This is a genomic window from Bradyrhizobium ontarionense (assembly GCF_021088345.1).
GTDB classification, from domain to species: Bacteria; Pseudomonadota; Alphaproteobacteria; order Rhizobiales; family Xanthobacteraceae; genus Bradyrhizobium; species Bradyrhizobium ontarionense.
The window spans coordinates 6,519,243-6,545,186 of the sequence record NZ_CP088156.1; the positions used below are offsets into that span (position 1 = coordinate 6,519,243).

Sequence of the window (25,944 nt, forward strand, 5' to 3'; positions counted from 1 at the left end):
GGGCCTCGACCAAGCTTCTGCTTCGTGTCGCGTCATGGCCGCAGCGTTAACGCGAGCTTAACATCTTTGGGCTCGGCCGCACCAGTTCTGGAGGCCCTGCCGAGCCGTGGCGGGATGAGCGTTCCCACCGCGGCGCGCGATCAGCCCCGGCCGCAGCCCTTGCCGATGAGCGGCCAGACGAACCAGGCGCCGGCCGCATAGAGGCTGCCGACCGTGGCCGCTCCCGTTCTTGCCGCAACGTGGAAACGCCCGGCATCGAGCAGGGCTCCATCGGAGGCGACGACCGCCGGGATGATGCGGCCCGACGGTCCGAACGCCACGACGGCGTCGGGCTTGATCACGAACGCCATCGCGGCCATGCCCGCGAACCAGGTCGCGACCACGGCGAGCAGTCCCGCCAACGGCAGGGCACGCGATGAGGACCGTCGATCAATAATCGTAGGCATGCTCGAAAGTATAGCCGGCAGCTTCGAAACGGGCGATGTCCTGAACCAGCGACTGGACCGGTACGTCGACGCCAACGCGGCGTGCACCGGGACGGGACTGGATCTGGACACTGAATATAGGCAGCCCATCGAAGGCTGCCAGCCGTCCGTCGCCGGGAGGGACGACGATCGTGACCAGAATCCGTTGGTTGCCCGCCACTTCGCCGAGCGCGGCACCGGCGTGGCGCCCGAGCTCCTTCGCGAAGGCATCGAACTTGGCGTAGCGCTCGGTCTCGACCAGCACGCCCTGTGCGCCGCCGGCATCCTTCACCTCTCGGACCGCCGTCACTCCCGGGATTGCGGCGAGCTCGGCCGCGGGCAGACCGGTCACCACGCTCCGGATCGTCAGGACCGCTGGATCATATCCAGCCGCATGCCCGATCACGGCCGCATAGGCGGCACGCGCGGCATATTGCAGGCTCAGCGAGAAGCGCCGTTCCACCGCGCGGACCGACGGCACGAACGGCGTCTCGCGCCAGAACTGACCGAGCTTGGCTGCGAACGGGTACCGATACCACGGCGTCTGGTAGAGAAACGCTGCGTAGTCCTTCAGCAGCGCCAGGTTGAAGGCATCCTCGGCCGTCTTGACGCCGTCGGCCGTCTCCTCGCTCATGGCTCCGATGGTCTTTTCATAGCCGCCCTGCAACGCCATTTCGGCGGTGAAGCTGAAGCCGATGATGTAGTTCGTGAGCTTCTGGTCGGAGGTCGCCGGGCCGGACCCCGCGGCCTGTCGCGTGGCGCGGCACAGGCTGCGCCAGAAACCGGCGATGCTCGACAGATAGTGAAAATCCGACTCCGACGCCTGCCCGGTCACCGCAGCGAGATCGCTGTAGGCGTGGACGATGTACCACTCCGGAAAGGTGAGGAAGCTGTCACCCTGCGCCCGCGCATAGCCGGGGTCGGTGATGCCGAACTCGGATGTCACGATCGGCGTCGGCACGTCGGCGACGCAGACCGTCTCGACGCTGATCACGGTGGTGGCGATGCCGACGGCAGCGGCCGCCACGATGGCGCCGACCAGATACAGCGCTTTGCGACGCAGGCTCATGCTGACGCCGGCCCCGTGCGCCAGGGCGACCAGCCGACCGCGATACCGATCGCGCCCAGCGCGAGATGCGGCAGGCTGGAGAGCACCTTCACCAGCAGCGAGGTGTTGCGGATGCCGTCGATGAAGATCGAAAGGTCGAGGTAGCCCGAGCCGGTGAACACGCCCATCACGCCGTCGAGGAAATACAGCGTGCCGAACACGCGCAGGAAGAACACGGCGCTGCGCCGTGTCGTCATCGCAACCAGCGCCCACAGGCCCGAGGCAACGTGCAGCGCGTCCTTGTAGATGTCGAGCTGGAACAGGCCGAACACGCGGCCCTCGGCATCGATGAAGGCGGGGATGTAGTCGGTCGCCGCCGCGAACAGCAGCGCCACGGCGAGCGCGAGCGCGGCAACACGATAGCGGTCGAGAGAGACACGGTCTGCAGCCATCGTCGTCATGCGAAATAAGCCTCCCACATCGCGTTGCGGAACAGCAGGTTCGGATCATGGCGCCGCTTGGCGGCGGCGAAGCTCGCGGCGGCCGGATAGGCCTTCTCGACCTGGTCGCGGCGGGCGTGCAGGCGGTAGGGCAGATAGAACGCGCCGCCGATCGCGGTGATCCGCTCGATCAGCGCCTCGGTCGTGCGCAGCATGTCGATCTCGCCCTCCGGCGTGGCCTCCTGCGAGAACGACATCACGGCCGCGATGCGGCGCACCGGTGCGATGGTGAGTGCGGGCGTCTTATCCTCGGCGACGTAGCGCAAGGTGACGTTGAGAAATTCGGCGCGGGCCTTGGGAATGATGTCGCGGCACGCGGCGAGGAAGTCGCCGAAGCGTTCGGGCGCCACGAAATATTCGTGCAGGATGTCGGTGCGGCGCATGTCCTTCTGCGCCAGATTGGCCACCGGCTCGGCCATCAGCGAGTTGCGGGTGTAGCGCTTGTCGGAGATGGCCGGGCCGAGCCGCGTCTCCATGAACCAGCGCAGCCCCTTGGCGACTTCCCAGCCGGTCTGCGCGCGATAGATCGTGTTGGCGACGCCGGTGAGCTTGCCCGAGCTCACCACGGCTGGCAGGGCGGCCGGTGCATCGGGGGCCGGGCGGAAGCTGACCAGCAGGGCGTCGTCGAAGAACGCCTTGCGCGACACCGACATCCGGCCATAGGCCATCTTCACATTGGCATCGCCGTCGATGCTGCGCGTGAACGCCTCGGCGAAGCGCTCCGGTGCCATGCGCTCGAAGCGCGGCTCGAGCAGGAGGTTCGGCGTCATCTCGACATCGAGATCGACGATGATCCCGAACAGGCCGTAGCCGCCCATGGCCAGCCCGAACAGCTCGGCATTCTCGCTGCGCGAGCACTGCACCAGCGTGCCGTCGGCGAGCAGCATGCGGATCGACTTCACCGTCGAGCCGAACGGTCCGTAGGGCACGGGCCAGCCATGCGCGTTGACGCAGAAGGTGCTGCCGACGCCGAAATCGCTGTTGGACTGCATCACGGCGGGCGAGAAGCCCTTGGGGTCGAGCGCCGCAATGACATCCCGCCAGCGATTGCCTGCGGACGTGCGATAGGTCCGTGCCGCGGTATCGAGTTCGATCGGCCCGCCGTCGAGCGTCACCGCGGTGCCGTCGCGCGGCAGGCTCTGGCCGCCCATCGAATGCCGGGCCACGGCCGCGGTCACCGAACGTTTCGCGGCCGCAGCCTCCTTCAGCTCCACGCGCAGCCGCGCGATCAGGTCGTCGGTGGCCGGCTTGGTGATCACCACATGCTTGGCGACCGGCGTCGGGTTGAGCCGGCTGGCATCGTTGAGGATGGTGCGCAGCTCGGCGCGGGCTCCGGGCGGCTGCGCCAACGGCAGGACCGCGGCGGCAGCCGCGGTGCGCAAAAACCGTCGTCTGGTGATCATGACGCTGACTCCCCCTGCCGCGGAGGACTCTATGCCATCATCGCAAATGTTTGCAATTTTTGCCTGCGCATTGCCGGCCCTGTCGATCCCGACAATGGCATGTACGCGCTGCCCGAGCTCCGGATCTGGCAGGCCGACAGCGACAGCGTGCCAGTGCAGGTCCGCCGGCGGGATCCGGATTCCGGTTCCTCCGATATCGAGCGCCCTTGTGCGAGGCGCCATCTCATCCGTCGATCTGCCCGTCGGCTTGTGTGGCGGCGGCATTCGCCTGAGTGGCTCCGCTCCGGTGGGCGAATGGTGGCGCCGGAGCACGAGCGCCGGCTCGGAATATTGCCTGACGAACTAACTATTTGCTCGACAGCTGCCGCGCACGATCCATGCCCGTATGACGGAGTTGTGACCCGTTGCGTGCAAAATCAGCCGACGATCTTGACTCAAATCAACCGGTCGATGTCGTTGCAGTACACATTGCCGCTGTGCCACACAACGACGTGACGGACGGGCAATGAACTTCCACTCGGCTGCTTTCCTGCTTGAACATTCGCGCCGGGAGGGCGGGGCCGTCAGGCCCCATATCAATCGCCGCCTGCTGGCTGCGCTCGCCCCGCTTGCGGTCGGAACCGTCATGGCACTGGTGCCGCCGCCTGCGGGCCTGCCGCAATACAGCTGGTGGTACCTGTCGCTGTTCGTCACTGTCATCATCGGCCTGATCACCGAGCCAATTCCCGCAGCAGCCATCGGCTTTCTCGGCGTCACGATGGCCGCGGTGCTCGGCCGCTTCGTGCTGTTCTCTCCGGCCCAGCTCGCCACGACGAACACGACCAGCGGCGCCATCAGCTGGGCGCTGTCCGGCTTCTCGAATGCAACCGTCTGGCTGATCTTCGCGGCCTTCGTGTTTTCGCTCGGCTATGAGAAGACGGGGCTGGGCAAGCGGCTGTCGCTGCTGCTGCTGTCGCGGCTGGGAGGCCGCACCTTGACACTCGGCTATGCGGTCATGCTGGCGGACCTGATCCTCGCGCCCTTCATGCCGTCGAACACCGCGCGCAGCGGCGGCACGATCTTCCCGATCATCAAGAACATTCCGGGCTTCTATCAGTCGCTGCCGAACGACCCGTCGTCGCGCCGCGTCGGCGGCTTCCTGATGTGGACGGCGATCGCCTCCACCTGCGTCACCTCCTCGATGTTCGTGACGGCGCTGGCGCCGAACGTGCTGGCAGTCGAGCTGATCCGCAAGACGGTCCACGTCGACATCGCCTGGATGCAATGGTTTCTCGCCTTCCTGCCGACCGGGCTGGTGCTGCTCGCCACCACGCCGCTGCTCGCCTACCGCCTCTATCCGCCGGAATTGAAGGAGAGCCCGGAGGTGCCGACCTGGGCGCGCAGCGAGCTGGCCGCGATGGGGCGTTTGTCGGGCCGCGAGATCACGCTGCTGGTGCTGGTCCTGCTGGCGCTCGGGCTGTGGATCTTCGCCACCGCGATCATCGACCCGACCACGGTGGCGCTGCTGGTCGTGAGCCTGCTGGTGGTCACCGGCACGATCGGGTGGAGCGACGTGCTGGAGGACAAGCCGGCGTTCAACACGCTGATCTGGTTCGGGACCCTGGTCCCGCTTGCCAGCGGCCTCACGCAGACCGGCATCATCGCGTGGCTGGCCGGGCTCGTGGGCCCGGCGCTGTCGACGATGACCCCGCTCTGGGGATTGGTCGGCCTGATCGTGCTGTTCTTTCTGCTCCACTATCTGTTTGCCTCGACCACCGCGCACACCACGGCGCTGCTGCCGCTGATGCTGACGGTCGCAACCGGGATTCCCGGCATCCCGCCGACGACATCGGCCCTGGCGCTGGCGCTCAGCCTCGGCATCATGGGCATCATCACGCCCTACGGCACGGGCCCGAGCCCGGTCTATGCCGGCAGTGGCTTTCTGCCCGGGCGCGACTATTGGCGGCTCGGAGCGATCTTCGGCGCCTATTTCCTCATCGTGTTCCTGCTGATCGGCGTGCCGACGCTGCTGTATCTGACCTGAAGAGAAAGCTCATGGATTTCTTCAACGCCGACATCCTGGTGCTGGGCGCCGGCGGCGCCGGATTGCGGGCCGCCATCGCGGCGGCGCAATCCGCGCCGGACATGACCGTCGCGCTGGTCTCGAAAGTCTATCCGATGCGCAGCCATACGGTCGCCGCGGAGGGCGGCTCGGCGGGCGTGGTGCGCGCCGATGACAGTCTCGACAACCACTTCAACGACACGGTGGAGGGCGGCGACTGGCTGTGCGAGCAGGACGTCGTCGACTATTTCGTCGGCCACTGCACCCGGGAGATGATCCAGCTCGAACACTGGGGCTGCCCGTGGAGCCGCCAGCCGGACGGCCACGTCAACGTCCGCAAGTTCGGCGGCATGAAGGTCGAACGGACCTGGTTCGCGGCCGATCGCTCCGGCTTTCACATCCTACACACCCTGTTCCAGACCTCGACCAAGTTTCCGCAGATCCGTCGCTTCGACGAATATTTCTGCGTCGATCTGATCGTCGATGACGGCCGGGTGCAGGGCGCGGTGGTGCTGTCGCCGGCGACCGGCGAGTTCACCGCGATCCGCGCCCGCGCGGTGGTGATGGCGACGGGCGGGGCAGGGCGGGTGTTCCGCCAGAACACCAATGGCGGCATCGTCACCGGCGACGGCATGGCGCTGGCCTTCCGCCACGGCGTGCCGCTGCGCGACATGGAGTTCGTGCAGTATCATCCGACCTGCCTGCCCGGCACCGGCATCCTGATCACCGAGGGATGCCGCGGCGAAGGCGCGCTGCTCGTCAACAAGGACAACTACCGCTACCTCCAGGACTATGGCCTCGGTCCCGTCACCCCGGAGCCGCGCAACAAGTTCATGGAGCTTGGCCCGCGCGACCGGCTGAGCCAGGCGTTCTGGCAGGAGGAGCGCAAGGGCCGCACCGTGACCACGCCGCAGGGCGAGGCCGTGCTGCTCGATCTGCGCCATCTCGGCGCGGCCAAGCTGAAGGAGCGGCTGCCGCTGATCTGCGAGCTCGCCAAGAGCTTTGCCGGCGTCGATCCGGTGACGGCGGCGATCCCTGTGCGCCCGGCGGTGCACTACACGATGGGTGGCATCCTGGTCGACATCGACACGGCCTCGCCCCTGGCCGGCCTCTATGCCGCGGGCGAATGCTCCAGCGTCGGCATCCACGGCGCCAACCGTCTCGGATCGAATTCGCTGGCCGAGCTCACGGTGTTCGGCCGCGTCGCCGGCGAGCAGGCGGCCGCATTCGCCAAGGCGGCGCCGGCGGCGGACGCCCGAAGCGCCGATCAGGCGCGCGCGATCGAGGCCAAGGCGCTGGCGCTGTTGCAGCAGAACGGCGACGGCGAGCGTCACGCGGCGCTGCGCACGGAAATGGCCGTGAGCATGGAGCGCGGCTGCGGCATCTACCGGCTCGGCCCGGAGATGCAGCAGACGTGCGAAACGATCGCGCAACTGAAGCAGCGCTATCAGCATGTCGCGCTGGAGGATCGGTCGCGGGTCTGGAACACCGATTGGATCGGGGCGATCGAGCTCGGCTATCAGCTCGATGTCGCCGAGGCGATGGCGCATGCGGCGCTGGCCCGCAAGGAGTCGCGCGGCGCCCACCAGCGGCTCGACGGCTTCGACAAGCGCGACGATGCGAATTACCTCAGCCACAGCCTGGCGCATTATCAGGAGGGCGCCGCGCCGCGCATCACCGCCCAGCCGGTCAAGATCACGCGCTCGCCGCCCGGACAGCGCGCCTATGGCGCGCTCGGCGAGCAACTCGAAGCAGCTCGCAAAGATGCAACCCATGCCTGATACGACAGCGAAGACGACGATCGAACTGCGCATCCTGCGCTATTGTCCGTCCACGGACACCGAGCCGGCCTTCGGATCCTTCCAGGTGCCCTACAGCGACGACATGTCGGTGCTGCAGGCGCTGCAGGAAATCAAGGCGACGCTCGACGGCAGCCTGGCGTTTCGCTGGTCCTGCCGCATGGCGGTGTGCGGCAGCTGCGGCATGATGATCAACGGCGAGCCGAAGCTCGCCTGCAACACCTTCCTGCGTGACCTCGCGCCCGGTCCCGTTACGGTCGAGCCGTTGCAGAATTTTCCGATCGAACGCGACCTCGTCGTCACCGTCGGCGATTTCGTCAAGAAGATCGAGAGCATCTATCCCTACGTGATGCCGAAGGTGCCGAAGACGGTGGAGGAAGGGACGTATCTGCAGACGCCTTCGCAGATGGAAGCCTATGCGTCCTTCGCCGACTGCATCAACTGCATGCTGTGCTATGCGGCCTGTCCGCAATACGGCGCCAATCCCGACTTCATCGGACCGGGCGCGATGGCGCTGCTGCAGCGTTATTCGAGCGATTCCCGCGACGGCGGCCAGCAGGCCCGGCTCGATCAGATCCGCGGCGAGGACGGCGTGTGGTCCTGCACCGCCGTCGGCATCTGCTCCGAAGTCTGCCCGAAGCAGGTCGATCCGGCCAACGCAGTGAACCAGAACAAGAGCAATAGCGCGCTCGACTTCTTCCTGAGCGGCCTGCGCAAGGAAAGCGTGACATGAGCGAACGTCGTCCCTATCTGCGGCCGCAGCCGCGCACCTGGTGGGCGCATCCGCCATATCGCGCCTACACCATCCGCGAATTGTGCGGCGTCGCGCTCGCCGTCTACGGCGCGATCCTGCTCGCCGGGCTGGTCTGCCTCGCGCGCGGCCCGGCAGCGTTCGAGAGCTACCGCGCGTTCCTGGCAAGCCCGCTGTCGCTCGCACTCCATCTGCTGCTGCTGGCGGCTGCGCTCTGGCACATGGTGACCTGGTTTCGGATCCTGCCGAAGACGATGCCCAAGCTCGTCTGGCACGGGAAGCTGGTGCCGCAGGCACTGATGACGCAAGCGGCGACGTTGCTTGCGGTGGGCTGTTCGGTCGCGCTCCTGGCGCTGGTCGTCGTGGTGGGAGCATGGTCATGAGCGTGCCGAAGGATTCGCCGCTGCCGAAGCGGACCATCGCGCCGCTGTTCTGGCTCCTGTTCGGCGCCGGCGGCATGCTGTCGGCCTTGTTCGGCCCGGCGCTCATCCTCATCACCGGGATCATGATCCCGCACGGCTGGGGCGTGCCGGAGCGCCTCGGCAGCTACGACACGGTGCTTGCCTTTGCGCGCAATCCGCTCGGCAAGCTGGTGCTGCTGGCGCTGATCGCGCTGCTGTTCTGGCATGCGGCCGAGCGGCTGTTTCTCACCCTGCACGACATGCGGGTGGGGACGGTGACGGTGCTGCGCTGGCTGACCTACGGCGTTGCCTTTGTTCTGACGATCGTCACGGCGGTCGTCCTGCTCATGGTCGGCTTCTGACCCCTCGCGCCGGCCTCTGTTCTCCATCCAGGTGGTTTCACGTGCTTCACATGACTTCGGACGCCCTGCGTGTCCCTTCCTATCTGCGGGACGTGTACGGCTGGGCCTATCTGACGCCATCGCTCGCGCGCTGGCTCGACCGGCAGGTCGTGGTGCAGACCATCCTCTGGGGCAATGCACAGCGCCTGATCGGCGACGTGCTCGCCGAGGTGAAGCCGGGTGACCGCGTGTTCCAGCCGGCCGCGGTGTATGGCGATTTCTCGCGCCAGGTCGCCGCCAAGGTCGGGACCGACGGCAAGCTCGATGTGCGCGACATCGCACCGCTGCAGGTCGATCTGACGCGGCGCAAGCTCGCTGATTTGCCGCAGGCCCATGTGGCGTGCGGCGACGCCGCCGATCCGCACGCGCAGCAGGCCGACGTCGTCGCCTGCTTCTTCCTGCTGCACGAGGTGCCCGACGATCTCAAGGTCCGGATCACGCGCGCGATGCTGGCGCAGGTCGCGCCCGGTGGGCGGGCCGTGTTCGTGGACTATCATCGTCCCGGCCGGTTCCACCCGCTGAAGCCGCTGATGCGCCGGATCTTCGACTGGCTGGAGCCGTTTGCCCAGCGCATGTGGCAGAGCGAGATCCGCGATATCGCAGGACCCGCGGCCACCGGCTTCCGCTGGCGCAAGCGGACGCGGTTCGGCGGTCTCTATCAGATCGTCGTTGCCGAGCGCGCCTGAAGCCGCTTTTCGTTCCGTCCAAGGACGCGCAACACGACAGCAAATCCCATCGGCGGCAGCCGGGGACGTCTGCGCCAACAGATATCTTCGGCTTGCGACACGGCGTCGCCTGAAATGCGAAGGCCGGGCGCATGGCCCGGCCCGTCCGACCATGGCAACCGGATTGCTCCGGTCCTGAGAACGCCATGGCAGACAAACCGGCCGATCAGCCGCCGCCCAGCTTGGCGGTGAGCGTCGTGAAGATGCCCTCGATGGTGAGACCGAGCTTGTTGAGGATCGTGATGATGGCGAGCGCGATGCCGGCGCAGATCAGGCCGTATTCGATGGCCGTCGCGCCCGATTCATCTTCATAAAATTTGAGAAGTAATTCTTTCATCGACCCCCTCCGCACGCCGGCCAATCCATCGCCGGACGGTGCCCGCGAAACTACGGAATGGAACCTAAGGTAGTGTAAACGGCCGCCGCGCAAGTTTCGCGACTTCGAGGAAATGGCTGAAATCCCAGTCGCGACGGCTCCTGCTGCACGCAATCGGCCTTAGGCCGGAACGCCTGCTGCGCGCAGGGCATCCGCATAGGTTGTAGCCATGCCGCGAACGGGAAACGGGATCCGTGCCAGGAATCCGGATACGGTGAGCTGAGGTTCCACGGTCAGCAGCTGGCGTGCGATCTCGGTCGCGCGGACGCGGTCGCCGCTCCCCACCAGGGCGACGATCAGAACGCGCAGCGCAACAGCGAAGCGGCGGTTCTGCGCCAGAGCCTTCTCGGCCCAGCGGATCGCAGCGACGAAATCAGTCTCGACCACCGCGCAGATCGCCATCGCGCCGGCGGCGAGCCAGCCGCGCGATCGCGCGGGTTCAGCCGCTGGGCACGTTCGATCAACGCGCGGCCCGCGGCCGGATGGCCCGCCATGGTCTCGATCCACCCGCTCAAGGTCAGCGCCATCGCCGAGTTCGGATTGATCGCGAGCGAGCGCTTGAAGAGTTCGCGTGCCGGCGCGATGTCGTCGGCCATGTTCCAGATCGCGAAGGCCGCCATTCACAGCACCTGCGCGTCATTGGGCGCGCGTTCGCTGGCCTGCCAGGCCAGCGTGACGGCGGCGTTGCCGTAGTCCTCGCCCGGTTCGCTCCAGCCCTGAAAGTGGCGCGGCGCCTGGCAATAGGCATGCGCGGCCATGGCGGGAGCACAATCGGGGTCGATCGCCAGCGCCCGGCCGAGACATGCGATGGCCGCGACCAGGCTCTCGGCCGTGAACGTGTCGCGCAGGCTGGCGGCGCGCAGCAGCAGGTCATGGGCGTCCGGATGCAGCCGCGGCGCGGCGCGGCGGCGCTCGCCTTCCGCGAGTTCGAGCGCCGGCTCGATGGCCGCCACCACGCTCTCGGTGATGCGGTCCTGCAGTGCGAACACATCGGTGAGATCGCCGTCGAAGCGGTCGGCCCACAGATGCGCGCCGGAGAGCGCATCGATCAGCTGGCCGCTGATGCGCAGCCGCGAACCGGCGCGGCGCACGCTGCCTTCGAGCACGTAGCCGACACCGAGGTCGCGCCCGACCTCGCGGATGTCGACGGCCTTGCCCTTGTAGGTGAAGGAGGAGTTGCGGGCGATGACGGCCAGGCCACTGCAGCGTGACAGCGCCGTGATGATGTCCTCGACCATGCCGTCGGCGAAATAGTCCTGCTCGGGATCGGCGCTCATGTTGGTGAAGGGCAGCACCGCGATCGCGGGGCTCAGCATCGGCTATGCCGAGGCCGGCCCCGCCGATGGCCCGGTCGTGATTCTGCTGCATGGCTGGCCCTACGACATCCACAGCTTCGCCGACGTCGCGCCCGCGCTGGCCGCGGCGGGCCATCGCGTCATCATTCCTCATCTGCGCGGCTACGGCTCGACGCGGCTGCTGTCGCCGACCGCCTCGCGCAGCGGCCAGCCGGTCGCGGTCGCCGCCGACATCGTCGCACTGATGGACGCGCTGCAGATCAGGAGCGCTGCGCTGGCCGGCTATGATTGGGGCGCGCGCACCGCCAACATCATCGCCGCGCTGTGGCCGGAGCGCTGCAAGGCGATGGTGTCGGTCAGCGGTTATCTGATCGGCAGTCAGCAGGCCGGCCGCAAGCCGCTGCCGCCGGCGGCCGAGCTGCAATGGTGGTATCAGTTCTACTTCGCGACCGAGCGCGGCCGCGACGGCTACGACAAGAACCGGCGCGACTTCGCGAAGCTGATCTGGCAGACGGCCTCGCCGAGATGGGCGTTCGACGACGCGACCTTCGCCCGGAGTGCTGCGGCCCTCGACAATCCCGACCACGTCGACATCGTCGTGCACAATTATCGCTGGCGGCTCGGCCTCGCGGCAGGCGAGACGAAGTATGATGCGCTGGAGGCGAAGCTCGCGACCTTCCCTGAGATCACGGTGCCGACGATCACGATGGAAGGCGATGCCAATGGCGCGCCGCATCCGGCACCGGAGGCCTATGCGAACAAGTTCACAGGCCGCTACGAGCACCGGCTGATCACCGGCGGCATCGGCCACAACCTGCCGCAGGAGGCGCCGCAGGCCTTTGCCCAGGCGGTGATCGACGTGATGGCGGGCGCGTAGCAGAGGCCCGGGATCAGGCGGGAGCGCGTGCCGGTTGTCGGCGTTGCAGCCACGTCTCCCGCCGCACGATCCATTTCTCGGACCTGGTCTCGCCGTTGTGGTGCGCCAGCTCGATGAAGCCTACGAACTCGGCGCCGGTCTTCTGCTTGACCCGGCGCGAGGCGGCATTGCTCGCGACGTTGCAGACGTAGAAGTGATCGAGGCCGAGCGGGCCGAAGGCGAAGTCGTTCACCGCGGCGATGGCCTCGCTCATCAGCCCACGGTTCCAGTACGGCTCGGCCAGCCAGAAGCCGCGATTGCCCTTGGACGAGTCCGCGCGCGGACGGAAGTGGATGTTGCCGATCGCCTCGCCGTCGCCGTGGCGCGGCACGAGCACCCACTGATAGATCTCCTCGCCGCTTGCGATCCTGTCGAGCTGCAGCCTGATGAACGTCTCGGCGCCGTCGTCGGGGTAGGGCCACGGCACGATGGCCGCGAGGTTGCGAATGATGTTCCAGTTGTTGAAATGGTGCTGGATCGCTGGCGCGTCGGTGAGCGCCAGCGGCCGCAGGATCAATCGCGCGGTATGCAGCTGGGGCGTGGGCATGCGAACGATGTTGTCGCGAACCGGCGTCGGCTTCAAGCCGTAGCCCCTCGGTTGCGCGCCTCGCCCCCAATGATCGTTAACCCGCCGCACCGCCGTTAAGGTTGCCAGGAGCTTTCGTTGGATAGCGGAACCTAATACTCCCGCAACGCAGCACGGTGGTGCATTGATTGAACGCAGTTGCAAGCATGCAACCCGTGTACAACCGCCGCAGGGCTGCGACGGCTCGGGCTCAGCGTTGCGCCCGAACGTCCGCGATCGCCTGCAGCGAGACCAGAACGCAGATCTTGGATGAACTCGATTCGGGGTGTCGTGGATATGAAGCGCGGAACGGTCGATCATCAGTTGCGTCGTTTGCAGGCGGAGCAGACGTTCGATCCGCGCACATGGCGCGAGCGGCGGCTCGGCAGGGCCGTCCCGTTCTACGGCTCGGAGCTGTTCCAGCTCGGCTGCCCGCCGTTGGCCTCCTTCATCGCCGCCTTCCTCGGCTGCCTGATGACGCTGCATTTGAGCACATCCGGCCTGTCGCCGCTGATTGCCTCCGCAACGGCCGCGCTGCTGCTGAGCTCGTCGCTGATCCTGACCCGGACGGCCGACCTGGTGCCGAGCACTTTCTTCTCCTCTGCCTATGGCGGCAGCTTCGTCGGCATGACTCCGGTGACGCTCCTGAACGCGAGCGTCATCCGGGCCGGACTGCCGCTCGATGCCGCCTTCATCCTGCTATCGCTGTTCTGCGGACTGGTGTTCTGTCTTGGTTGTGCGCTCGACATGTGGCTGCGCGGCGGGTTAGCCCGTGGCTATGGCGGACGACTGGGCGCGCTCGCGGCGGTCGCATCCTTCCTGTTCGTCGGCCTGGCGCCGATGCTCGGCGCCGAAGGTGAGATGCTTCCGATCGTACGCCGCGGTGTGCTGGAGCAGGGGCTCGGCGCGGTCGCAATCACGTTCGCGCTGTGCACAGCCGGGATGTTGGCGACCATGGCCGCCCTGCGCTGGGCGCCGGTCGCGGGGTCGCGGCGCGCGGTCCGCATCTTCGTCGCCGCGACCGTTGCGTTCGCCGGCCTCGTGGTGCTCCAGCAGTTCGTGCCCAGCGAGGCCTGTGATCTCGACGCCTATTATGCCGGTTGCTTCGTCGGCATGTCGTCACCGCGGCGATTGCGCAGCCTGCTGCAGGCGATGGCCGCGGCGGTTCTGCTGACGGCTCTGATGGTCCTGACCTGTCCGATCCTGCCTGCCGTCGGCGGCAGCCTCGGATATGTGGCCTTCGTTTCAGTCATCTTCGTCGACGCGGCGGTCCGGCTGTTCGTCGAAGCGGGAGAATCGCCGCGGCAGACCATGATCGCGTGGACGCGGGGCCTCGTCGCCGCATTGGCCATTCTGGGTGTGCTGCTGCCGAGCGAGCTGCTCATCGGGCGGCCGCCCGATGAGCAGACCGGCTCGATCGCGAATGTGGACCAGCCGGTTGCGCCAACGGCTGCACGGCTCTCGGGCCCATCGGAAGCGGAGGATGTGCGGGACGCTTTGAGCAAGGTGTCTGGCGAGCCGGCGCCCGCCGCCGGAGCAGGACCCGATTTGCCCATGCAGATCTTGAACCCTGATAGCGGCGAGCTGCTCCGCGCGCGGGGGCGCGGCGAGCACGCCCACGGCGCGGCGCCATCGTCCGTAGAGCCGCCCCGGCGCGTCGTCCGCTATGGTCAGGTCATTGCAACGGGAGCGCAACCGGCGTCCGTCAGGCGCAGCCAGGTGCGTGTCGTGCCGCAGTCGATCCCCAGGCCGCGCGTCGTGGCTCGGCAGGACCTGCAGCCGGCGCAGGAGTGGCGCCCGGATCCGTCGACCTCGGCAGGTCAGTGACCGCGGACCACATCTGGGGCGAGGGGCCTGATGTGGCCTCACTTCGGCATAGTTTCGGCACAATCCTCCGCCCCTTTGTCACATCAAGTGTCTCTCTCGCCTTTTGTCGGTGCCACCGCTGGCGACGTCCATGGCGCAGCCTCTTGAAGGCATCGTCCCGGTGCGTCTCGCGGAACGGATGCCGCACGTGTCGGATCGGAACAGGGCTCTCGTCGGCTTCGGCTCATGACGACAGCTTGCAAGCGAGGTCGCCGGACAGGATGTGCGGCGTTCACCCAGCCATCGCGCGTGTGCGCCCGATGGTCGTGAGGACGTGAGGGGCGAATGGCCGATCTTCATGCCGGGGGTTCGCAAGCGCCGCAGGCGTTCGATCCGCTTGCATGGCGGGAAGGCCTGCGCCAGCCGCTTCTGGCGCTCTATCTCGTGCCACTGGCCTCATTCGCGGGCGCCTTTCTCGGTTGTCTCGCGACCTTGCATCTCACGAGGTCAGGCGTGCCGCCGGCACTCGCGTCCGCCACTGCCACGCTGCTGCTCTGCGCAGCCCTGATTGTCGAACCGACCAGGGATCTCATCCCGACGACCTTCTCGTCCTCCGCCTATGGCGGCAGCTTCAGCGGCATGACATCGATCGTGACGCTCAGCGAGAGCGTGGCGCGCGCAGGCCTGCCGGCGAGCGCGTCGTTCATCCTGCTGTCGGTGTTTTGCGGCCTGGTGTTCTGCACCGTCTGCGCGATCGAGATGCGCATGCGCGTCGTGCTGTTGCGCGGCTATGGCGGCCGTTTCGGGGCACTCGCCGCGGTCGGCTCGTTTCTCTTCCTCAGCCTTGCGCCGCTGCTCGGCCCCGAAGGCGAGGTGCTCCACCTCGCGCGTCTCGACGAATTCGACAAGGGGCTCGGCGATTCCCTCGTCATCTTTGCCTCGTGCCTGGCCGGGATGTTCGCGACCATCTTCGCGCTGAGGTCGCCCAACGTCGCCGGCTCGGGGCGGGCGGCACGCATCTTTACCTCCGCCGCCGTGGCCTTCCTCGGTCTGGCGATCCTGCAGCAGCTCCGGCCCGGCGATGGCTGTCTCGTCGATGCCTATTATGCGGGTTGCTTTCTCGGCATGTCATCGTCGCAGCGGTTGCGTGGCCTGGTCGAGCCGGTCGTGGCTGCGGCGGCGCTGACGGTGTTTCTGGTCCAGGCCTCGGCGATCCTGCCCAGCGTCGGCGGCAGCCTCGGCTTCGCCGCCTTCATCGTCGTGGTTGCTGTGGATGCCGCGCGCCGGGTCGGCCGCTTGCTTCCGCTGCATGATCATCCCGCGGCGGTCGGGCTCGGTCGGGGCCTTGCGGCTGCGCTCGCCGTCGCGGGCCTGCTGCTGCCGAATTCCGCGTTCCATGTGGAGGCGGTCGTCGAGACGACCGGCTCGATCCCGCGCGTGGAGACGTCGGTTGCGGCGCGTGCTCCGGCCGATCTGCCCGACGAGCCGGCGGCGGAAGCGACCGTAGCGGCAGCTCCGAGCAGCACGCCCGGCGATCCGCCGCCGGCCGCTGACTGGAAACCCGACATCCTCCCTCCCGTGATCCCTCCTCCCGTCGCGACGCCCGTGCGCAACGAGCTGCCGCGGCCGCGCCACGCCAGCCGATCCGCGCCGGTTTCTCCGCGATCGCTTCCAGACGATCCAGGGCCCTGGCGCATCATCCACGCTGGACAGCCGGCGCGCCCCAGAGCAGGAACGACGACCGGTCCTCAGCCGGCGCCCGCGAAGCGCGGTCCGATGCGCGTCGTGGTCCCGACCGTGGTGTCGTCCCGTCCGGCGTCGCGCTCTGAGCCTCAGCGCGTGCGGGAGAGCCAACCCGCGCCTGCCGCGCCCGCGCCCTGACGCCGATTGCGCTCAGCCGAACTTGCGGCGGGCATCGAGCGCGAGCCCGATGCCGACGCTTCCGAGCAGATCGGTCTCGGCGACGCGCGCGTCCGGAAACAGCGCAAGGATCGCCTGCCGCAGCGCCGGTACCATGCTGGAGCCGCCTGTCAGGAAGATCGTGTTGATGGCGGCGGCCTCGACACCGGCATCGTCGAGCAGCGTTCCGACCGTGCGCACGATGCGCTCCACCTGGTCGGCGATGGCGCGGTCGAAATCCTTGCGCGTGAAGCGGATGCGGGCCCAGTCGTCCTTCTCCGAGAGCACCGGTGTGACCGACTTCGCCGCAGTCAGCGCGATCTTGGCCTGCTCGACGCCGATCGCCAGCGTATGGCCGCGATGGTCCTCCACGACTTTGATGAAACGATCGACCAGATCGCGCCGCTCGGCCTCGTAGCGGATCTGACGCAGCTCGCCCATCACCGCCTTCTTGTAGAGCTGGTTGATGCGATGCCAGGTGGCGAGCTCATGATAGTACAGCGTGGGCAGGTTGCGCTTGCCGTCCGCGGTCAAGCTGCCATAGCCGAGATGCGGCATCACGCATCGCAGGCTCAGCAGCCGGTCGAAATCGGTGCCGCCGATATGGATGCCGCCATTGGCGAGGATGTCGTCGTCGCGCCGGGTCTTGCCGCGCCGCTCGGGCGAGACGCGCACGATCGAGAAGTCGGAGGTGCCGCCGCCGATGTCGACGATCAGCACCAGCTCCTCGCGTGTGACCTGCTGCTCGTAGTCGAGCGCGGCGGCGATCGGCTCGTACTGGAACGCGATGTGCTTGAAGCCCTGGTCGCGCGCGATTCCCTCCAGCGCGCTTTGCGCCTCCGCATCGGCCTTGTCGTCCTTGTCGACGAAGCGCACGGGGCGGCCGAGCACGACTTGGTTGACCTCGTGGCCGAGCCGCGTCTCGATCTGCGTCTTCAGATGCGCGAAGAAGAAGCCGAGGATGCCGGCGAACGGCACCGCCTTCTGCCTTATGTAGGTCTTCTCGTGGATCAGCGCGGTGCCGAGAATGCTCTTCAGCGCGCGCATGAAGCGGCCGTCATGGCCGGTCAGATAGCGGTCGATGGCGCTGCGCCCGAACTGCACGCCGTGATCCTCGAAATCGAAGAACATCGCGCTCGGCAGCGTGCGATGCTCGCCCTCCAGCGGGATGAGCTCTGCAGAGGCATGGTCGCTGAGGCCGACGGTGGTGTTCGAAGTGCCGAAGTCGATGCCACAATGGGCCGCTGCCGCCATGCTCGTCTCGTTTCATTCCGGGGGGCGGTCCGCTTAGCCGTTCGGCGGCGCGGTGTCATCTGCCAATGTGCGGGCCGACGCGCATGGCAGTCTCCTGGCGGGGAGATGACTGTGCATCCTTGCCTGTTGAAGGTGCAGCCAGGGGCGTTTCGGTCCCCTGGCTGCATCGTGATCATCATGCCGGCCTGAACTCTGGTCCCTCGAAACGCAGGCCGGCGGCGCCACGTTCGATGCTGTCATGCGCGTCATGGATCAGACGCGCCTCGCCGGCGTCCGCGAGGCGCGCGCGTCCGTCCAGCAGCGCCCCGAGACGGGCGAGCGCCAGCGCCTTGTTGCGATGCTGCGAGCGGCCGTCGCGCGCGATCGCGGCGAGGCCGGTCGGCACGTGGACGGCGCGCACCGCGCTCTCGGTCTTGTTCTGGTGCTGGCCGCCGGGACCGCCGGCGCGGAAGCTTTCGAACCTGACGTCGGCAGCCGCCAATGCCGGCACCTGTTGCGGCAGCGGCAGATCGACGACACCGACGAACCAGTTCTTGCGGCCGTGATGCGGCCGCAACGGGCTACGGCATACCCACAGCAACGAGCCCTGCGTCCAGCGCCGCGCGATATCAACCGCCGCGGGGCCGTCGAGCACGATGATCGCGCTGGCCGGCCCGTGCCGATCGTTCTGGTCTCGCGCGATCGCGCAATCGCAATCCGCGGCGTCGGCTTCATCAGCGATCCGCGCCAGCGCATGTGCCACCGCGATCCGGCATTCGGCGGGACCGCGCCCCGCCGTGAGGAGCAGGCGTCTCATCGCCGGTCCTCCCTGCGCGGCCGCTCATTGGCGATCTTCTTCACCGTGACCAGCGGGCGGAAGCTGGCAACGACGCGCGCGAGCCCGAACGCTTCGAGATCGCCGATCACGCCGGCGATCGGCTTGTAGGCTTCAGGTGCCTCCTCGACGAGCAGCGCGCGATCCTCGCAGATGACGCTGCCGCCGAACGGATTGCGCGCCAGCCGCTCGCGATCCGATCTGGTGGCGCCGACGCGGCCCATCATCGAGCTCCGATCGAACTTGCGGCCGGCGCCGTGCGCGATCGACCACAGCGCCTCCTTCGGCGCCGTGGCGAGCGGCGCGACGAGATAGGACAGCGCGCCGCGCGAGCCCGGCACGACGACGAGACCCTGGTCCGACGGCGCCGCGCCCTTCCGGTGCAGCACGCCGTCGGCGCGATGCACGACGCAGTTGTGCGAGCATTCGCACACCGGATCGGCCTCGCAGCGCAGCGCCGCCGCGGCGCGCTGTGCGATCACTTGCCGATTCCGCGAGGCCCAGCGCAGCGCATGATCATGCGCTTGCAGATAGGCTTGCCCAGCCGCGCTGTCGGTCGCGAGCGGCCGCAGGCCGTCCGCGACTTGCCGTTCGAGCAGCTGATGGCCGAGGCCGCGCGAGCCCGAATGCACCAGCAGATAGGCGCGGTCGCGATCGATGCCGCAGTTCGGATCGAACACCTCCTCGACCGCCTGCAGCTCGCAGAAGTGATTGCCGCCGCCGATCGTGCCGAGCGCGGCATCGAAATCGGACGGCGCGAGCCCATGCATCGCGAGCTCACCGGCGATGTCGCCGTCATAGGGTTTGGCGACGTCACGCAGCCGGTCGGCGGCCTTGTCGATGCGCAGGCGGCGGCTCGCGATGTCCAACGCGAACAGCGCCATGCCGCAGCCGGCGTCGGAGCCGACGAAGGCCGGGTGGATGTGATCGGCGAGGATGGCGCAGCCGACGGGACCGAACTTGCCGGGATGCAGATCCGGCATGCCTGCGACCGCGCACACGCCGGAGATAGCAGCCACCGCTTCGAGCTGGCGCACGGCGGCGCCCTCGATCCAGGAGCTGGACGCGTAGAAGCCGTGGACCGGCGCACGGCCGTCCACGCGATGGGAATTGCCCATGTGGGTACCTTGGAGAAAGCTAGGGAGATTTTGGTCAGGGATGATCAGCGCGCGAAGACGCACGCGTGCCGAACCAAACCTCGCCTCACGCGAGGATCAGTCCCGGCGGCTCCTGGCGGAGCAACGGATGATCGCAGTCATCATCTCTCTCCTGTGCGGCGGAGCGGAATGCTCGACGCCGGCCGCTACTAATCACATCGCGGCCGGCCTGACAATGTGCAGCGACTGACAGTCGGGCTGACTGTGGCGTGCAGGCCACGCTCATTCACGCCAAGCCGAACTGCAATGGCTGCCACCGTCTTGCATCTTGCAGACGCCGCCACCGTTCAACGCCAGTCCATCCTTCCCGTGGTGCCGATCACCGCGAGGCTCGTCATCAGGCGCAGGCCCTGGGCGAAGACATCCGGATGCGCATCGAACTCTCCGGTGTGGACGCTGGCGAGCCCTCGCCCGTCCTTGCTCACGCCGATCGAGAAATACAGCGCCGGCAGAGCTTCGGTGTAGTAAGAGAAGTCCTCGGAGAACATGCCTCGCCCGGGATGCGTATCGAGCATGCCGGGCCAGGCCTGTCCGAGCGGCGTGACCGCGCGATCGAACAAGGCGACGTCGTTGCGGGTCGGCGGCGCGCCGGGCCGGACCGTCCACTCGGTGTCGACAGCGGCCTCGGTTGCCATCCGCGCGACGAGCTGGTCCAACCGCTCCTTCAGCGACGGCGTGGCGTTCTCGCTCTTGAAGATGTTCTCGAAGCTGCGGATCGTGCCGCTGAGCTCGGCGTCGGCCGGGAGGACGTTGCCGGCATTGCCATCCGCAAGCAGCCGGGTGACGGAGATGACCACGGGCCTGTTGGCGATCTCGAGGTGACGCGCCGGATAGTCGGACAGTTCGATCGCCATGCGCGCGGCGACAAGTGGCGTGTCCGTGCCTTCATTGGGCGCAGCCGCATGCGACCCCTTGCCCTTGATCCTCAGATGAAAGTAGTTGCTGCCGGCGAGCGTGTAGCCCGGCGCGATCGCGACGGTGCCGATCGGCAGCCCCGGAGCGACGTGCTCGGCGAAGATGGCCTGGACGCCGAGATCGTCGAGGATCTTCTCGTGGACGATGTCGTCGGCCCCTCCGGGTGTTTCCTCGGCAGGTTGGAACAGGAACACGATCTTGCCGGAGATGCGGTCCTTGTTGGCAATGAGAACCGCGGCGGTCCCGAGCAGGATCGAGGCGTGAATGTCATGGCCGCAATTGTGCATCAACCCGTCGATGTGTGAGCGCGGCGCATGCGAGGCCGGCTCGACGGCTCCCACCTCCAGAGGACGCGCATCCATTTCGGCCCTGAGCGCGATGACCGGTCCTGCCTGTCCGCTGTCCAGGACCGCGATCACAGCGGTCGGTGCCTTGGCCGAGGTCACGAACTGCGTGAATCCCAGTCCCTTCAAGGCATCGAGCAGATAGTCGTGGGCCTTGAACTCCTTCTTGCCCAGCTCGGGATTTTCATGAAGGAACGTGTAGGCGCCTTGCATGGTCGCCGTCGCGCTCGCGAGACTCGACGGCAGATCAGCCGCCCACGCCGGCGTGTGCGCCAGCCATACTGCCAGTGCAAGACATGAAGCGAGTTTTCTCATCGGCTCCTCGCGAAGGCATCTCTGATCAGAGGATGTCACGTTTGATGACAATCGAAAAGTATTGCCGATGACGCGACAGGAGTTCGAACGCTCAGACCAGACGATCAGCGAGCTGGTCCGCTTCCCATGTCTCCAGGAACTCGCGCTCGCGCGTGACCCAGCGGACCGGCTCGCTGCCCCACTCGCGTGAGCGGCTGGCCTGTTCGCCCATCAGCCAGAAATGCCGCACGATGACGAAGGCATGCGCGGCCTCGAAGTCCGCCGCCGAGATCGGGCGAACCGATCGATAGCCGTCGACGAACGCCTGCCACGCCGCATGGAAGCGCCGGCCGAACGACAGCTTCGCCCACAAGAACACCGAGAGGTCGTAGGCGAGATAGCCGGGGCCGCCATCGTCGAAGTCGAAGAATACGGCCTCGCCGCCTTCGCTGATGCGCGCGTTGAAGCCATGGCAGTCGCCGTGACAATGCGTCCAGGTCAGACCGTCCATGGCCTCGATCCTCGCAGCCGTTCGTGTGGCGATGTCCTGGAGGATGCCGCCGTCGCCGGCGTCGATGACGCGGCAAAACGCCTGGACACGCGCCAGCGGGCGCCGCAGCAGATGGTCGAGATCCAGCCGGTAGAGCGGCGCGACGGCGCGATGCGACGTCGCGGCACCATGGACCTTCGCAAGCGTGACGCCGTTGGCGCGCGCATCGGCGGTCGACGCCACCTCCGGCGCCCTGCCATCGAGCGCGTGAAACAGCACGCCTTCGCGCACACCTTCCGCCGCCCGGCCGCGGACGTACAGAGCGCCGTCACGCGCCTGGACTGCGGCGGCGACGGGCACGCCGCAGCGCGCGAGATGCGCCACAAAATCGGTTTCGGTGCGGACGTCGGCTGCGCCGCGGGCGCGGTGATGCGAGAGGCGGAAGACGTAGCGGTCGCCGGTTGCGGCGACGATCAGGTAGACGTCGTTGAAGCCGCGGTTGACCATGCGGCAATCGAGCGGTCCGGGCAGCGCGTAATGCCCGGCCACGAAGCGGGCGATGCTCTCCGCGGCGGTCGTCGTGTAGATCGGCTCGAAATCAAGCACGGTGAAGGTTCCGTTTGCGCGATCGGCGACTATTCCGCGCGGGCGCGAATGCGAGTCCGACCCACGTCAGGCCAATCATGCAGAGATACTACGGATCGAAGACCAAAGAGCAATGGTCGTGACGGAGCGGCTGTTCCGGACCCGCGAGCGCGGCCGGACGCTGCAATTGCTGAAGTCAAGACGGTGCTCGTCGGGCAAATCAGCTCCGGGCCGTGCGCTTTCAATCTGTCGGCTTTGTCCAGGGGGCGGACGAAAAATATCCCGCTTTCGTTTTTACAGAAACCATGATTATCTCTCGCCTATCCCGCCTCATGCAGAGGGGCGTACGCGTCGTCACGATACGTAGAGGCGGGGAGTGGTGGCCGTCGCGATGTCAGGCGCGTTCGCGCGCAGACGACTGATGACGTGGCGGACGGTCAAGCCGTGTGGTCCTGGCGCCCCGATGCTGGCGCCAAGTTCGTGATGACGTTCGTGCGTCGTTGCGGACGACGGGGGCAAACAAGCCCGGTCCCCGGGGAGAGCGCGGAACAGCCGTTCAAACCATCGCGCAGGGAAGGCCGGGTCGTACCGGCTGAACCTGTGGTTCCTGCCCCGTGCATTCTTGTCCGCACGGGGGCCACGGCCTCAGCCGCGGCTCGGTCTTCCCTCCACCCTCTCGGTTGGAGAGGGACACGATCAGCATCACCCGGGCGTCGAGCGCGCCGCGGGGAGGATGATGCATGTATGAATGTCGTCCATGCACGACGTCGTGGTTGTGAGGCGCCTCGGCCCGCGAGCGCGGCCAGCCGGCGCGCGGCGACTATGCGCTGCGTGCCGGCAGGTGGCCAATGGCCGCCGCGCCGCCGTCGCGCCGCTGCGCCAGCCACGCGATCGCGTCGCTCTCCGTCATTGGCCGGCCGTACAGCCAGCCCTGGCCGTAGGAGCAGCCGAGCATGCGCAGCAGCTCTGCATCCGCTTCGTTTTCGACACCCTCGGCGATGATGCGGTGGCCGAGCGGCAGCGCGACCGCGGTGATGGCCGCCACGAGCTGCTGATCCCGGCGGTTCCTGGTGATGCCGTGGATGAAGGAGCGGTCGATCTTGATCGTATCGATCTCGACCGCCATGAGATTGGCGATCGAGGAATGGCCGACGCCGAAATCGTCGATCGCCAGTCCGAAGCCGTAGTCATGGATCAGCTTCAGCTCGTCGGCGCAGCGCTTGGGATCGAACATCGCCTCTTCGGTGACCTCGATCTCGATCCGCCGCGGATCGACGCCGTAGCGCTCGGAGACGGTCTTGAGGGTCTGGGCCGGCGAGTGAATCGGAAATTCGCGCGGCGACACGTTGATCGCCACCCTGACATTCGGGGCCTTCTTGCGGTCGAGCGCACGCAGGAACGCGCAGACCCGTTCGCCGACGAACTCCGTGAGCTGGCCGGACAGGCGCAGTCGGATCGCCGCGGACACGATATCCGGCGGCGGAATCAAGCCCACGTTGGGATGCTTCCAGCGCAGCAGCGCCTCGAAGCCGATGACCTCCCGGGTGGCCATCGCGACCTGCGGCTGGAATTCGACATGCAGCTCGCGGCGTGCCAGCGCCGCCGGCAGCTCCGCATCGAGACGGCGCTGAAGCGTGAGCTCGGACTGCATCGCGGCGTCGAACACGCGCATGCAGGCGCGGCCGTCGTCCTTGGCGCGATACAGCGCGGCATCGGCCCGGGCGGACAGCTCCTCGAGATCGATGTTGCCCTCCGCATCCACGGCGATGCCGATCGAGCAGCTGACGGGCAGCGCCTGGCCTGCGATCAGGAGCGGCTGCGACAGCGAGGCCATCAGCCATTCAGCCAATGCAACGGATCGGACGGCAACCTCGTCGCCCTGCAGCACGACCACGAACTCGTCGCCGCCAAGCCGGACCGGAAGGTCGTCCGCCCGGCAGCCGGATCGCAGCAGCGCCGCGACCGCCTCGATCACCCGGTCGCCGGCCTCGTGGCCGCGGGCGTCGTTGATGGTCTTGAAGTTGTCGATGTCGAGCAGGAGGAATGCGACAGCGCGTCCGGAGCGGCATGCCGCAGCGGCCACGTTGCGGAAGTGGCTGCGATTGGCGAGTCCGGTCAGCGAGTCCGTCCGAACCAGGCGCTCCAGGGCCTGGTTGGCCTCAGCCACCGACTCCGCCAGGACCGTTGCCTCGATCGCCGTATTCTGGTTGGCGATGAAATTGCGCTCGCCGAGCAGCGCCGCGCGGAACAGCATGATGGTCAGGAATGCGACGTCGGCCGCGACGATGTAGCCGACGCCACTGCCGGAGAGCAGCATCCGCAACACGGTCGAGCCCATCAGCGGCGCGCCGAAGGCGATCGCCATCGGCGAATAGGCGAGGCTCTGGATGATCGCGCCGGTGGTGGTGCCGGCCATGATGAAGACGATGTCGTTGACGTTTTGCTCGTGCGAGAACAGCGGCAGCGCCAGCGGCACGACAGACCAGAGCAGTCCGCTGGCAAGGGCCATCAGCATGAGACTGCGCAGCACCCGGTGCGGGTCGCGGTCGATCCGGCCCGACGATTTCAAATGCGAGACCCAGCCGGCGCGCAGTACGGCGAAGGTGATCGCCGCGCCCAGCCACCAGAAGATGAGCGTGTTGCCTTCCCTGAAGTAGAGCAGCAGCGCCAGCGAGGTTGCGATCGCCACGTTGGCGAACAGAGTGAGGGAAATGTTCTGCAGCGAGCTCGCTGCCTGGGCTTTCGCAAGCGCCGCCGCTTTGCAATCGGTGGGTGCGGTTTGCATGCGCGGAACGGACGGCCCTGCTCGGTCTATGGCGGAAGGAGGCAGCCATCGCGGCGGCCCATGCGGCGGCTGGCGAGCATGCGGAACGGTGGCTAAGGTGGGGTTAATCCCGACTATTATACCGGCGGCGAGCGCGTGTGCCGCAGGGCGGGGGATTGCAGGCAGAAGTCACGTTGTCATCGCGCGGCGCATTTGCGCCGAAGCGATCCAAGGGGGCGCGCCGGACTGGATGGCTTCGCTGCATCCGGCCGCGCTTGGCGCCGGCCGGATCGCTCGCAATGACGTCGTTGGGGAGTTGCTACATCCGCTACGGATCGAGCTCGGTGTCCCAATAGAGATAGTCGAGCCAGCTGTCGTGCAGGTAGTTCGGCGGGAACAGCCGGCCGTTGCGGTGGAGCTGGTGGACGGTCGGCGCGTAGGGCGCCTGCTTGGGAAACATCTTGGCCTGCTGTGGCGTCAGATTGCCCTTCCGCAAGTTGCAGGGCGAGCAGGCGGCGACGACGTTCTCCCAGGTGGTCTGGCCACCCTTGCTGCGCGGAATCACGTGATCGAAGGTCAGGTCGTCACCCGAGTGGCAGTACTGGCAGGCGAAGCGGTCGCGCAGGAACACGTTGAAGCGGGTGAAGGCCGGATGCGTCGTCGGCTTGACGAAGGACTTCAGCGAAACGACGCTGGGCAACTGGATTTCGAACGAAGGACTTCGGATCGCCCTGTCGTAGTACTCGACGATGTTGACGCGATCGAGGAACACCGCCTTTATCGCGTCCTGCCAGGACCAAAGCGACAGCGGATAGTAGCTCAGCGGCCGGAAGTCGGCGTTCAACACCAACACCGGCCAACCGCCCTGCGAGACATGTGCGTTCAATTAACGCTCCTGGCCTCCATTACGGCTGCGAAGCAGCATGCCCCGACATAC

22 protein-coding genes and 1 pseudogene are annotated in these 25,944 nt (G+C 67.2%); 9 read left to right on the top strand and 14 right to left on the bottom strand.

The features are described 5' to 3' along the window. Positions 1–140: 140 nt before the first annotated feature. Genes LQG66_RS28740 through LQG66_RS28755 form a run of 4 tightly spaced genes read right to left on the bottom strand, consistent with a single transcriptional unit; the run spans position 141 to position 3,415 of the window. A complete protein-coding gene (locus LQG66_RS28740) occupies positions 141–446 on the bottom strand; it encodes a hypothetical protein (protein WP_231319218.1) in 306 nt (101 codons plus the stop codon). After that, on the bottom strand, positions 430–1,533 hold the full coding sequence (locus LQG66_RS28745; protein ID WP_231319219.1) for a hypothetical protein: 1,104 nt from the start codon (positions 1,531–1,533) through the stop codon (positions 430–432). The genes LQG66_RS28740 and LQG66_RS28745 overlap by 17 nt, the downstream gene beginning before the upstream one ends. Then, positions 1,530–1,973: a DUF4383 domain-containing protein gene (locus LQG66_RS28750; RefSeq protein WP_231319220.1), complete on the bottom strand. Its 444-nt coding sequence runs from the start codon at positions 1,971–1,973 to the stop codon at positions 1,530–1,532. The genes LQG66_RS28745 and LQG66_RS28750 overlap by 4 nt, the downstream gene beginning before the upstream one ends. Further along, on the bottom strand, positions 1,970–3,415 hold the full coding sequence (locus LQG66_RS28755) for an FAD-binding oxidoreductase (protein WP_231319221.1): 1,446 nt from the start codon (positions 3,413–3,415) through the stop codon (positions 1,970–1,972). The genes LQG66_RS28750 and LQG66_RS28755 overlap by 4 nt, the downstream gene beginning before the upstream one ends. A gap of 505 nt (positions 3,416–3,920) precedes the next feature. Here LQG66_RS28755 and LQG66_RS28760 point away from each other — a divergent pair. From LQG66_RS28760 to rquA, 6 genes are read left to right on the top strand one after another with little or no spacing between them, the layout of a single operon-like run. Then, complete coding sequence (locus LQG66_RS28760) at positions 3,921–5,438, top strand: DASS family sodium-coupled anion symporter (RefSeq protein WP_231319222.1); 1,518 nt, start codon at positions 3,921–3,923, stop codon at positions 5,436–5,438. Between the two features lie 11 nt (positions 5,439–5,449). Next, positions 5,450–7,237, top strand: a complete 1,788-nt coding sequence (gene frdA, locus LQG66_RS28765; RefSeq protein WP_231319223.1) for a fumarate reductase (quinol) flavoprotein subunit — start codon at positions 5,450–5,452, stop codon at positions 7,235–7,237. After that, positions 7,230–7,988 carry a succinate dehydrogenase/fumarate reductase iron-sulfur subunit gene (locus LQG66_RS28770; protein WP_231319224.1) on the top strand — a complete coding sequence of 253 codons (759 nt, stop codon included), beginning with the start codon at positions 7,230–7,232 and terminating at the stop codon, positions 7,986–7,988. The genes frdA and LQG66_RS28770 overlap by 8 nt, the downstream gene beginning before the upstream one ends. After that, positions 7,985–8,389: a succinate dehydrogenase/fumarate reductase transmembrane subunit gene (locus LQG66_RS28775; protein WP_231319225.1), complete on the top strand. Its 405-nt coding sequence runs from the start codon at positions 7,985–7,987 to the stop codon at positions 8,387–8,389. Before LQG66_RS28770 ends, LQG66_RS28775 begins: the two co-directional genes overlap by 4 nt. After that, positions 8,386–8,769 carry a fumarate reductase subunit FrdD gene (gene frdD / locus LQG66_RS28780; protein ID WP_231319226.1) on the top strand — a complete coding sequence of 128 codons (384 nt, stop codon included), beginning with the start codon at positions 8,386–8,388 and terminating at the stop codon, positions 8,767–8,769. Before LQG66_RS28775 ends, frdD begins: the two co-directional genes overlap by 4 nt. 50 nt (positions 8,770–8,819) lie before the next feature. Next, complete coding sequence (gene rquA / locus LQG66_RS28785; RefSeq protein WP_231319227.1) at positions 8,820–9,494, top strand: rhodoquinone biosynthesis methyltransferase RquA; 675 nt, start codon at positions 8,820–8,822, stop codon at positions 9,492–9,494. 205 nt (positions 9,495–9,699) lie between these two features. Here rquA and LQG66_RS28790 read toward each other — a convergent pair whose 3' ends face one another. After that, on the bottom strand, positions 9,700–9,870 hold the full coding sequence (locus LQG66_RS28790; RefSeq protein WP_231319228.1) for a Flp family type IVb pilin: 171 nt from the start codon (positions 9,868–9,870) through the stop codon (positions 9,700–9,702). A 159-nt stretch (positions 9,871–10,029) separates the two neighbouring features. Beyond that, a pseudogene (locus LQG66_RS28795) lies at positions 10,030–11,216 on the bottom strand (transcriptional regulator); the annotation flags it as partial. Here LQG66_RS28795 and LQG66_RS28800 point away from each other — a divergent pair. Further along, positions 11,185–12,081, top strand: a complete 897-nt coding sequence (locus tag LQG66_RS28800; protein WP_231319229.1) for an alpha/beta fold hydrolase — start codon at positions 11,185–11,187, stop codon at positions 12,079–12,081. The pseudogene LQG66_RS28795 and the gene LQG66_RS28800 overlap by 32 nt on opposite strands. Before the next feature lie 13 nt (positions 12,082–12,094). Here LQG66_RS28800 and LQG66_RS28805 read toward each other — a convergent pair whose 3' ends face one another. Then, on the bottom strand, positions 12,095–12,667 hold the full coding sequence (locus tag LQG66_RS28805; RefSeq protein WP_231319230.1) for a GNAT family N-acetyltransferase: 573 nt from the start codon (positions 12,665–12,667) through the stop codon (positions 12,095–12,097). Between the two features lie 288 nt (positions 12,668–12,955). On the opposite strand from LQG66_RS28805, the gene LQG66_RS28810 reads away from it, so the two are divergent. Beyond that, on the top strand, positions 12,956–14,512 hold the full coding sequence (locus tag LQG66_RS28810; protein WP_231319231.1) for a hypothetical protein: 1,557 nt from the start codon (positions 12,956–12,958) through the stop codon (positions 14,510–14,512). 324 nt (positions 14,513–14,836) lie between these two features. Then, the gene (locus LQG66_RS28815) at positions 14,837–16,372 is read left to right on the top strand and encodes a hypothetical protein (RefSeq protein WP_231319232.1); all 1,536 of its coding nucleotides are present in this window, start codon (positions 14,837–14,839) and stop codon (positions 16,370–16,372) included. 12 nt (positions 16,373–16,384) lie between these two features. Here LQG66_RS28815 and LQG66_RS28820 read toward each other — a convergent pair whose 3' ends face one another. The 7 genes from LQG66_RS28820 to LQG66_RS28850 all read right to left on the bottom strand — a co-directional run bounded on the left by LQG66_RS28820 (position 16,385) and on the right by LQG66_RS28850 (position 25,893). Next, complete coding sequence (locus LQG66_RS28820; RefSeq protein WP_231319233.1) at positions 16,385–17,644, bottom strand: Hsp70 family protein; 1,260 nt, start codon at positions 17,642–17,644, stop codon at positions 16,385–16,387. A 175-nt stretch (positions 17,645–17,819) separates the two neighbouring features. Continuing rightward, the gene (prfH, locus tag LQG66_RS28825; protein ID WP_231319234.1) at positions 17,820–18,440 is read right to left on the bottom strand and encodes a peptide chain release factor H; all 621 of its coding nucleotides are present in this window, start codon (positions 18,438–18,440) and stop codon (positions 17,820–17,822) included. Next, positions 18,437–19,576: an RNA ligase RtcB family protein gene (locus tag LQG66_RS28830; protein WP_231319235.1), complete on the bottom strand. Its 1,140-nt coding sequence runs from the start codon at positions 19,574–19,576 to the stop codon at positions 18,437–18,439. The genes prfH and LQG66_RS28830 overlap by 4 nt, the downstream gene beginning before the upstream one ends. Positions 19,577–19,902: 326 nt before the next feature. Continuing rightward, positions 19,903–21,189 (bottom strand): M20 metallopeptidase family protein, encoded by a 1,287-nt coding sequence (locus LQG66_RS28835; protein ID WP_231319236.1) that lies wholly within the window; start codon positions 21,187–21,189, stop codon positions 19,903–19,905. 91 nt (positions 21,190–21,280) lie between these two features. Then, positions 21,281–22,264 carry a phosphotransferase enzyme family protein gene (locus LQG66_RS28840; protein WP_231319237.1) on the bottom strand — a complete coding sequence of 328 codons (984 nt, stop codon included), beginning with the start codon at positions 22,262–22,264 and terminating at the stop codon, positions 21,281–21,283. 799 nt (positions 22,265–23,063) lie between these two features. Continuing rightward, positions 23,064–25,028, bottom strand: coding sequence for a putative bifunctional diguanylate cyclase/phosphodiesterase (locus tag LQG66_RS28845; RefSeq protein ID WP_231319238.1), 1,965 nt, complete (start codon positions 25,026–25,028; stop codon positions 23,064–23,066). A gap of 307 nt (positions 25,029–25,335) precedes the next feature. After that, a complete protein-coding gene (locus tag LQG66_RS28850; RefSeq protein ID WP_231319239.1) occupies positions 25,336–25,893 on the bottom strand; it encodes an HNH endonuclease in 558 nt (185 codons plus the stop codon). Positions 25,894–25,944: the final 51 nt, after the last annotated feature.

Excerpts from the sequence above, each read along its gene's own strand:
- LQG66_RS28740 (WP_231319218.1), bottom strand. The coding sequence starts at position 446 with ATGCCTACGATTATTGATCGACGGTCCTCATCGCGTGCCCTGCCGTTG.
- LQG66_RS28745 (WP_231319219.1), bottom strand. The coding sequence starts at position 1,533 with ATGAGCCTGCGTCGCAAAGCGCTGTATCTGGTCGGCGCCATCGTGGCG.
- LQG66_RS28750 (WP_231319220.1), bottom strand. The coding sequence starts at position 1,973 with ATGACGACGATGGCTGCAGACCGTGTCTCTCTCGACCGCTATCGTGTT.
- LQG66_RS28755 (WP_231319221.1), bottom strand. The coding sequence starts at position 3,415 with ATGATCACCAGACGACGGTTTTTGCGCACCGCGGCTGCCGCCGCGGTC.
- LQG66_RS28760 (WP_231319222.1), top strand. The coding sequence starts at position 3,921 with ATGAACTTCCACTCGGCTGCTTTCCTGCTTGAACATTCGCGCCGGGAG.
- frdA (WP_231319223.1), top strand. The coding sequence starts at position 5,450 with ATGGATTTCTTCAACGCCGACATCCTGGTGCTGGGCGCCGGCGGCGCC.
- LQG66_RS28770 (WP_231319224.1), top strand. The coding sequence starts at position 7,230 with ATGCCTGATACGACAGCGAAGACGACGATCGAACTGCGCATCCTGCGC.
- LQG66_RS28775 (WP_231319225.1), top strand. The coding sequence starts at position 7,985 with ATGAGCGAACGTCGTCCCTATCTGCGGCCGCAGCCGCGCACCTGGTGG.
- frdD (WP_231319226.1), top strand. The coding sequence starts at position 8,386 with ATGAGCGTGCCGAAGGATTCGCCGCTGCCGAAGCGGACCATCGCGCCG.
- rquA (WP_231319227.1), top strand. The coding sequence starts at position 8,820 with ATGACTTCGGACGCCCTGCGTGTCCCTTCCTATCTGCGGGACGTGTAC.
- LQG66_RS28790 (WP_231319228.1), bottom strand. The coding sequence starts at position 9,870 with ATGAAAGAATTACTTCTCAAATTTTATGAAGATGAATCGGGCGCGACG.
- LQG66_RS28800 (WP_231319229.1), top strand. The coding sequence starts at position 11,185 with ATGTTGGTGAAGGGCAGCACCGCGATCGCGGGGCTCAGCATCGGCTAT.
- LQG66_RS28805 (WP_231319230.1), bottom strand. The coding sequence starts at position 12,667 with ATGCCCACGCCCCAGCTGCATACCGCGCGATTGATCCTGCGGCCGCTG.
- LQG66_RS28810 (WP_231319231.1), top strand. The coding sequence starts at position 12,956 with ATGAACTCGATTCGGGGTGTCGTGGATATGAAGCGCGGAACGGTCGAT.
- LQG66_RS28815 (WP_231319232.1), top strand. The coding sequence starts at position 14,837 with ATGGCCGATCTTCATGCCGGGGGTTCGCAAGCGCCGCAGGCGTTCGAT.
- LQG66_RS28820 (WP_231319233.1), bottom strand. The coding sequence starts at position 17,644 with ATGGCGGCAGCGGCCCATTGTGGCATCGACTTCGGCACTTCGAACACC.
- prfH (WP_231319234.1), bottom strand. The coding sequence starts at position 18,440 with ATGAGACGCCTGCTCCTCACGGCGGGGCGCGGTCCCGCCGAATGCCGG.
- LQG66_RS28830 (WP_231319235.1), bottom strand. The coding sequence starts at position 19,576 with ATGGGCAATTCCCATCGCGTGGACGGCCGTGCGCCGGTCCACGGCTTC.
- LQG66_RS28835 (WP_231319236.1), bottom strand. The coding sequence starts at position 21,189 with ATGAGAAAACTCGCTTCATGTCTTGCACTGGCAGTATGGCTGGCGCAC.
- LQG66_RS28845 (WP_231319238.1), bottom strand. The coding sequence starts at position 25,028 with ATGCAAACCGCACCCACCGATTGCAAAGCGGCGGCGCTTGCGAAAGCC.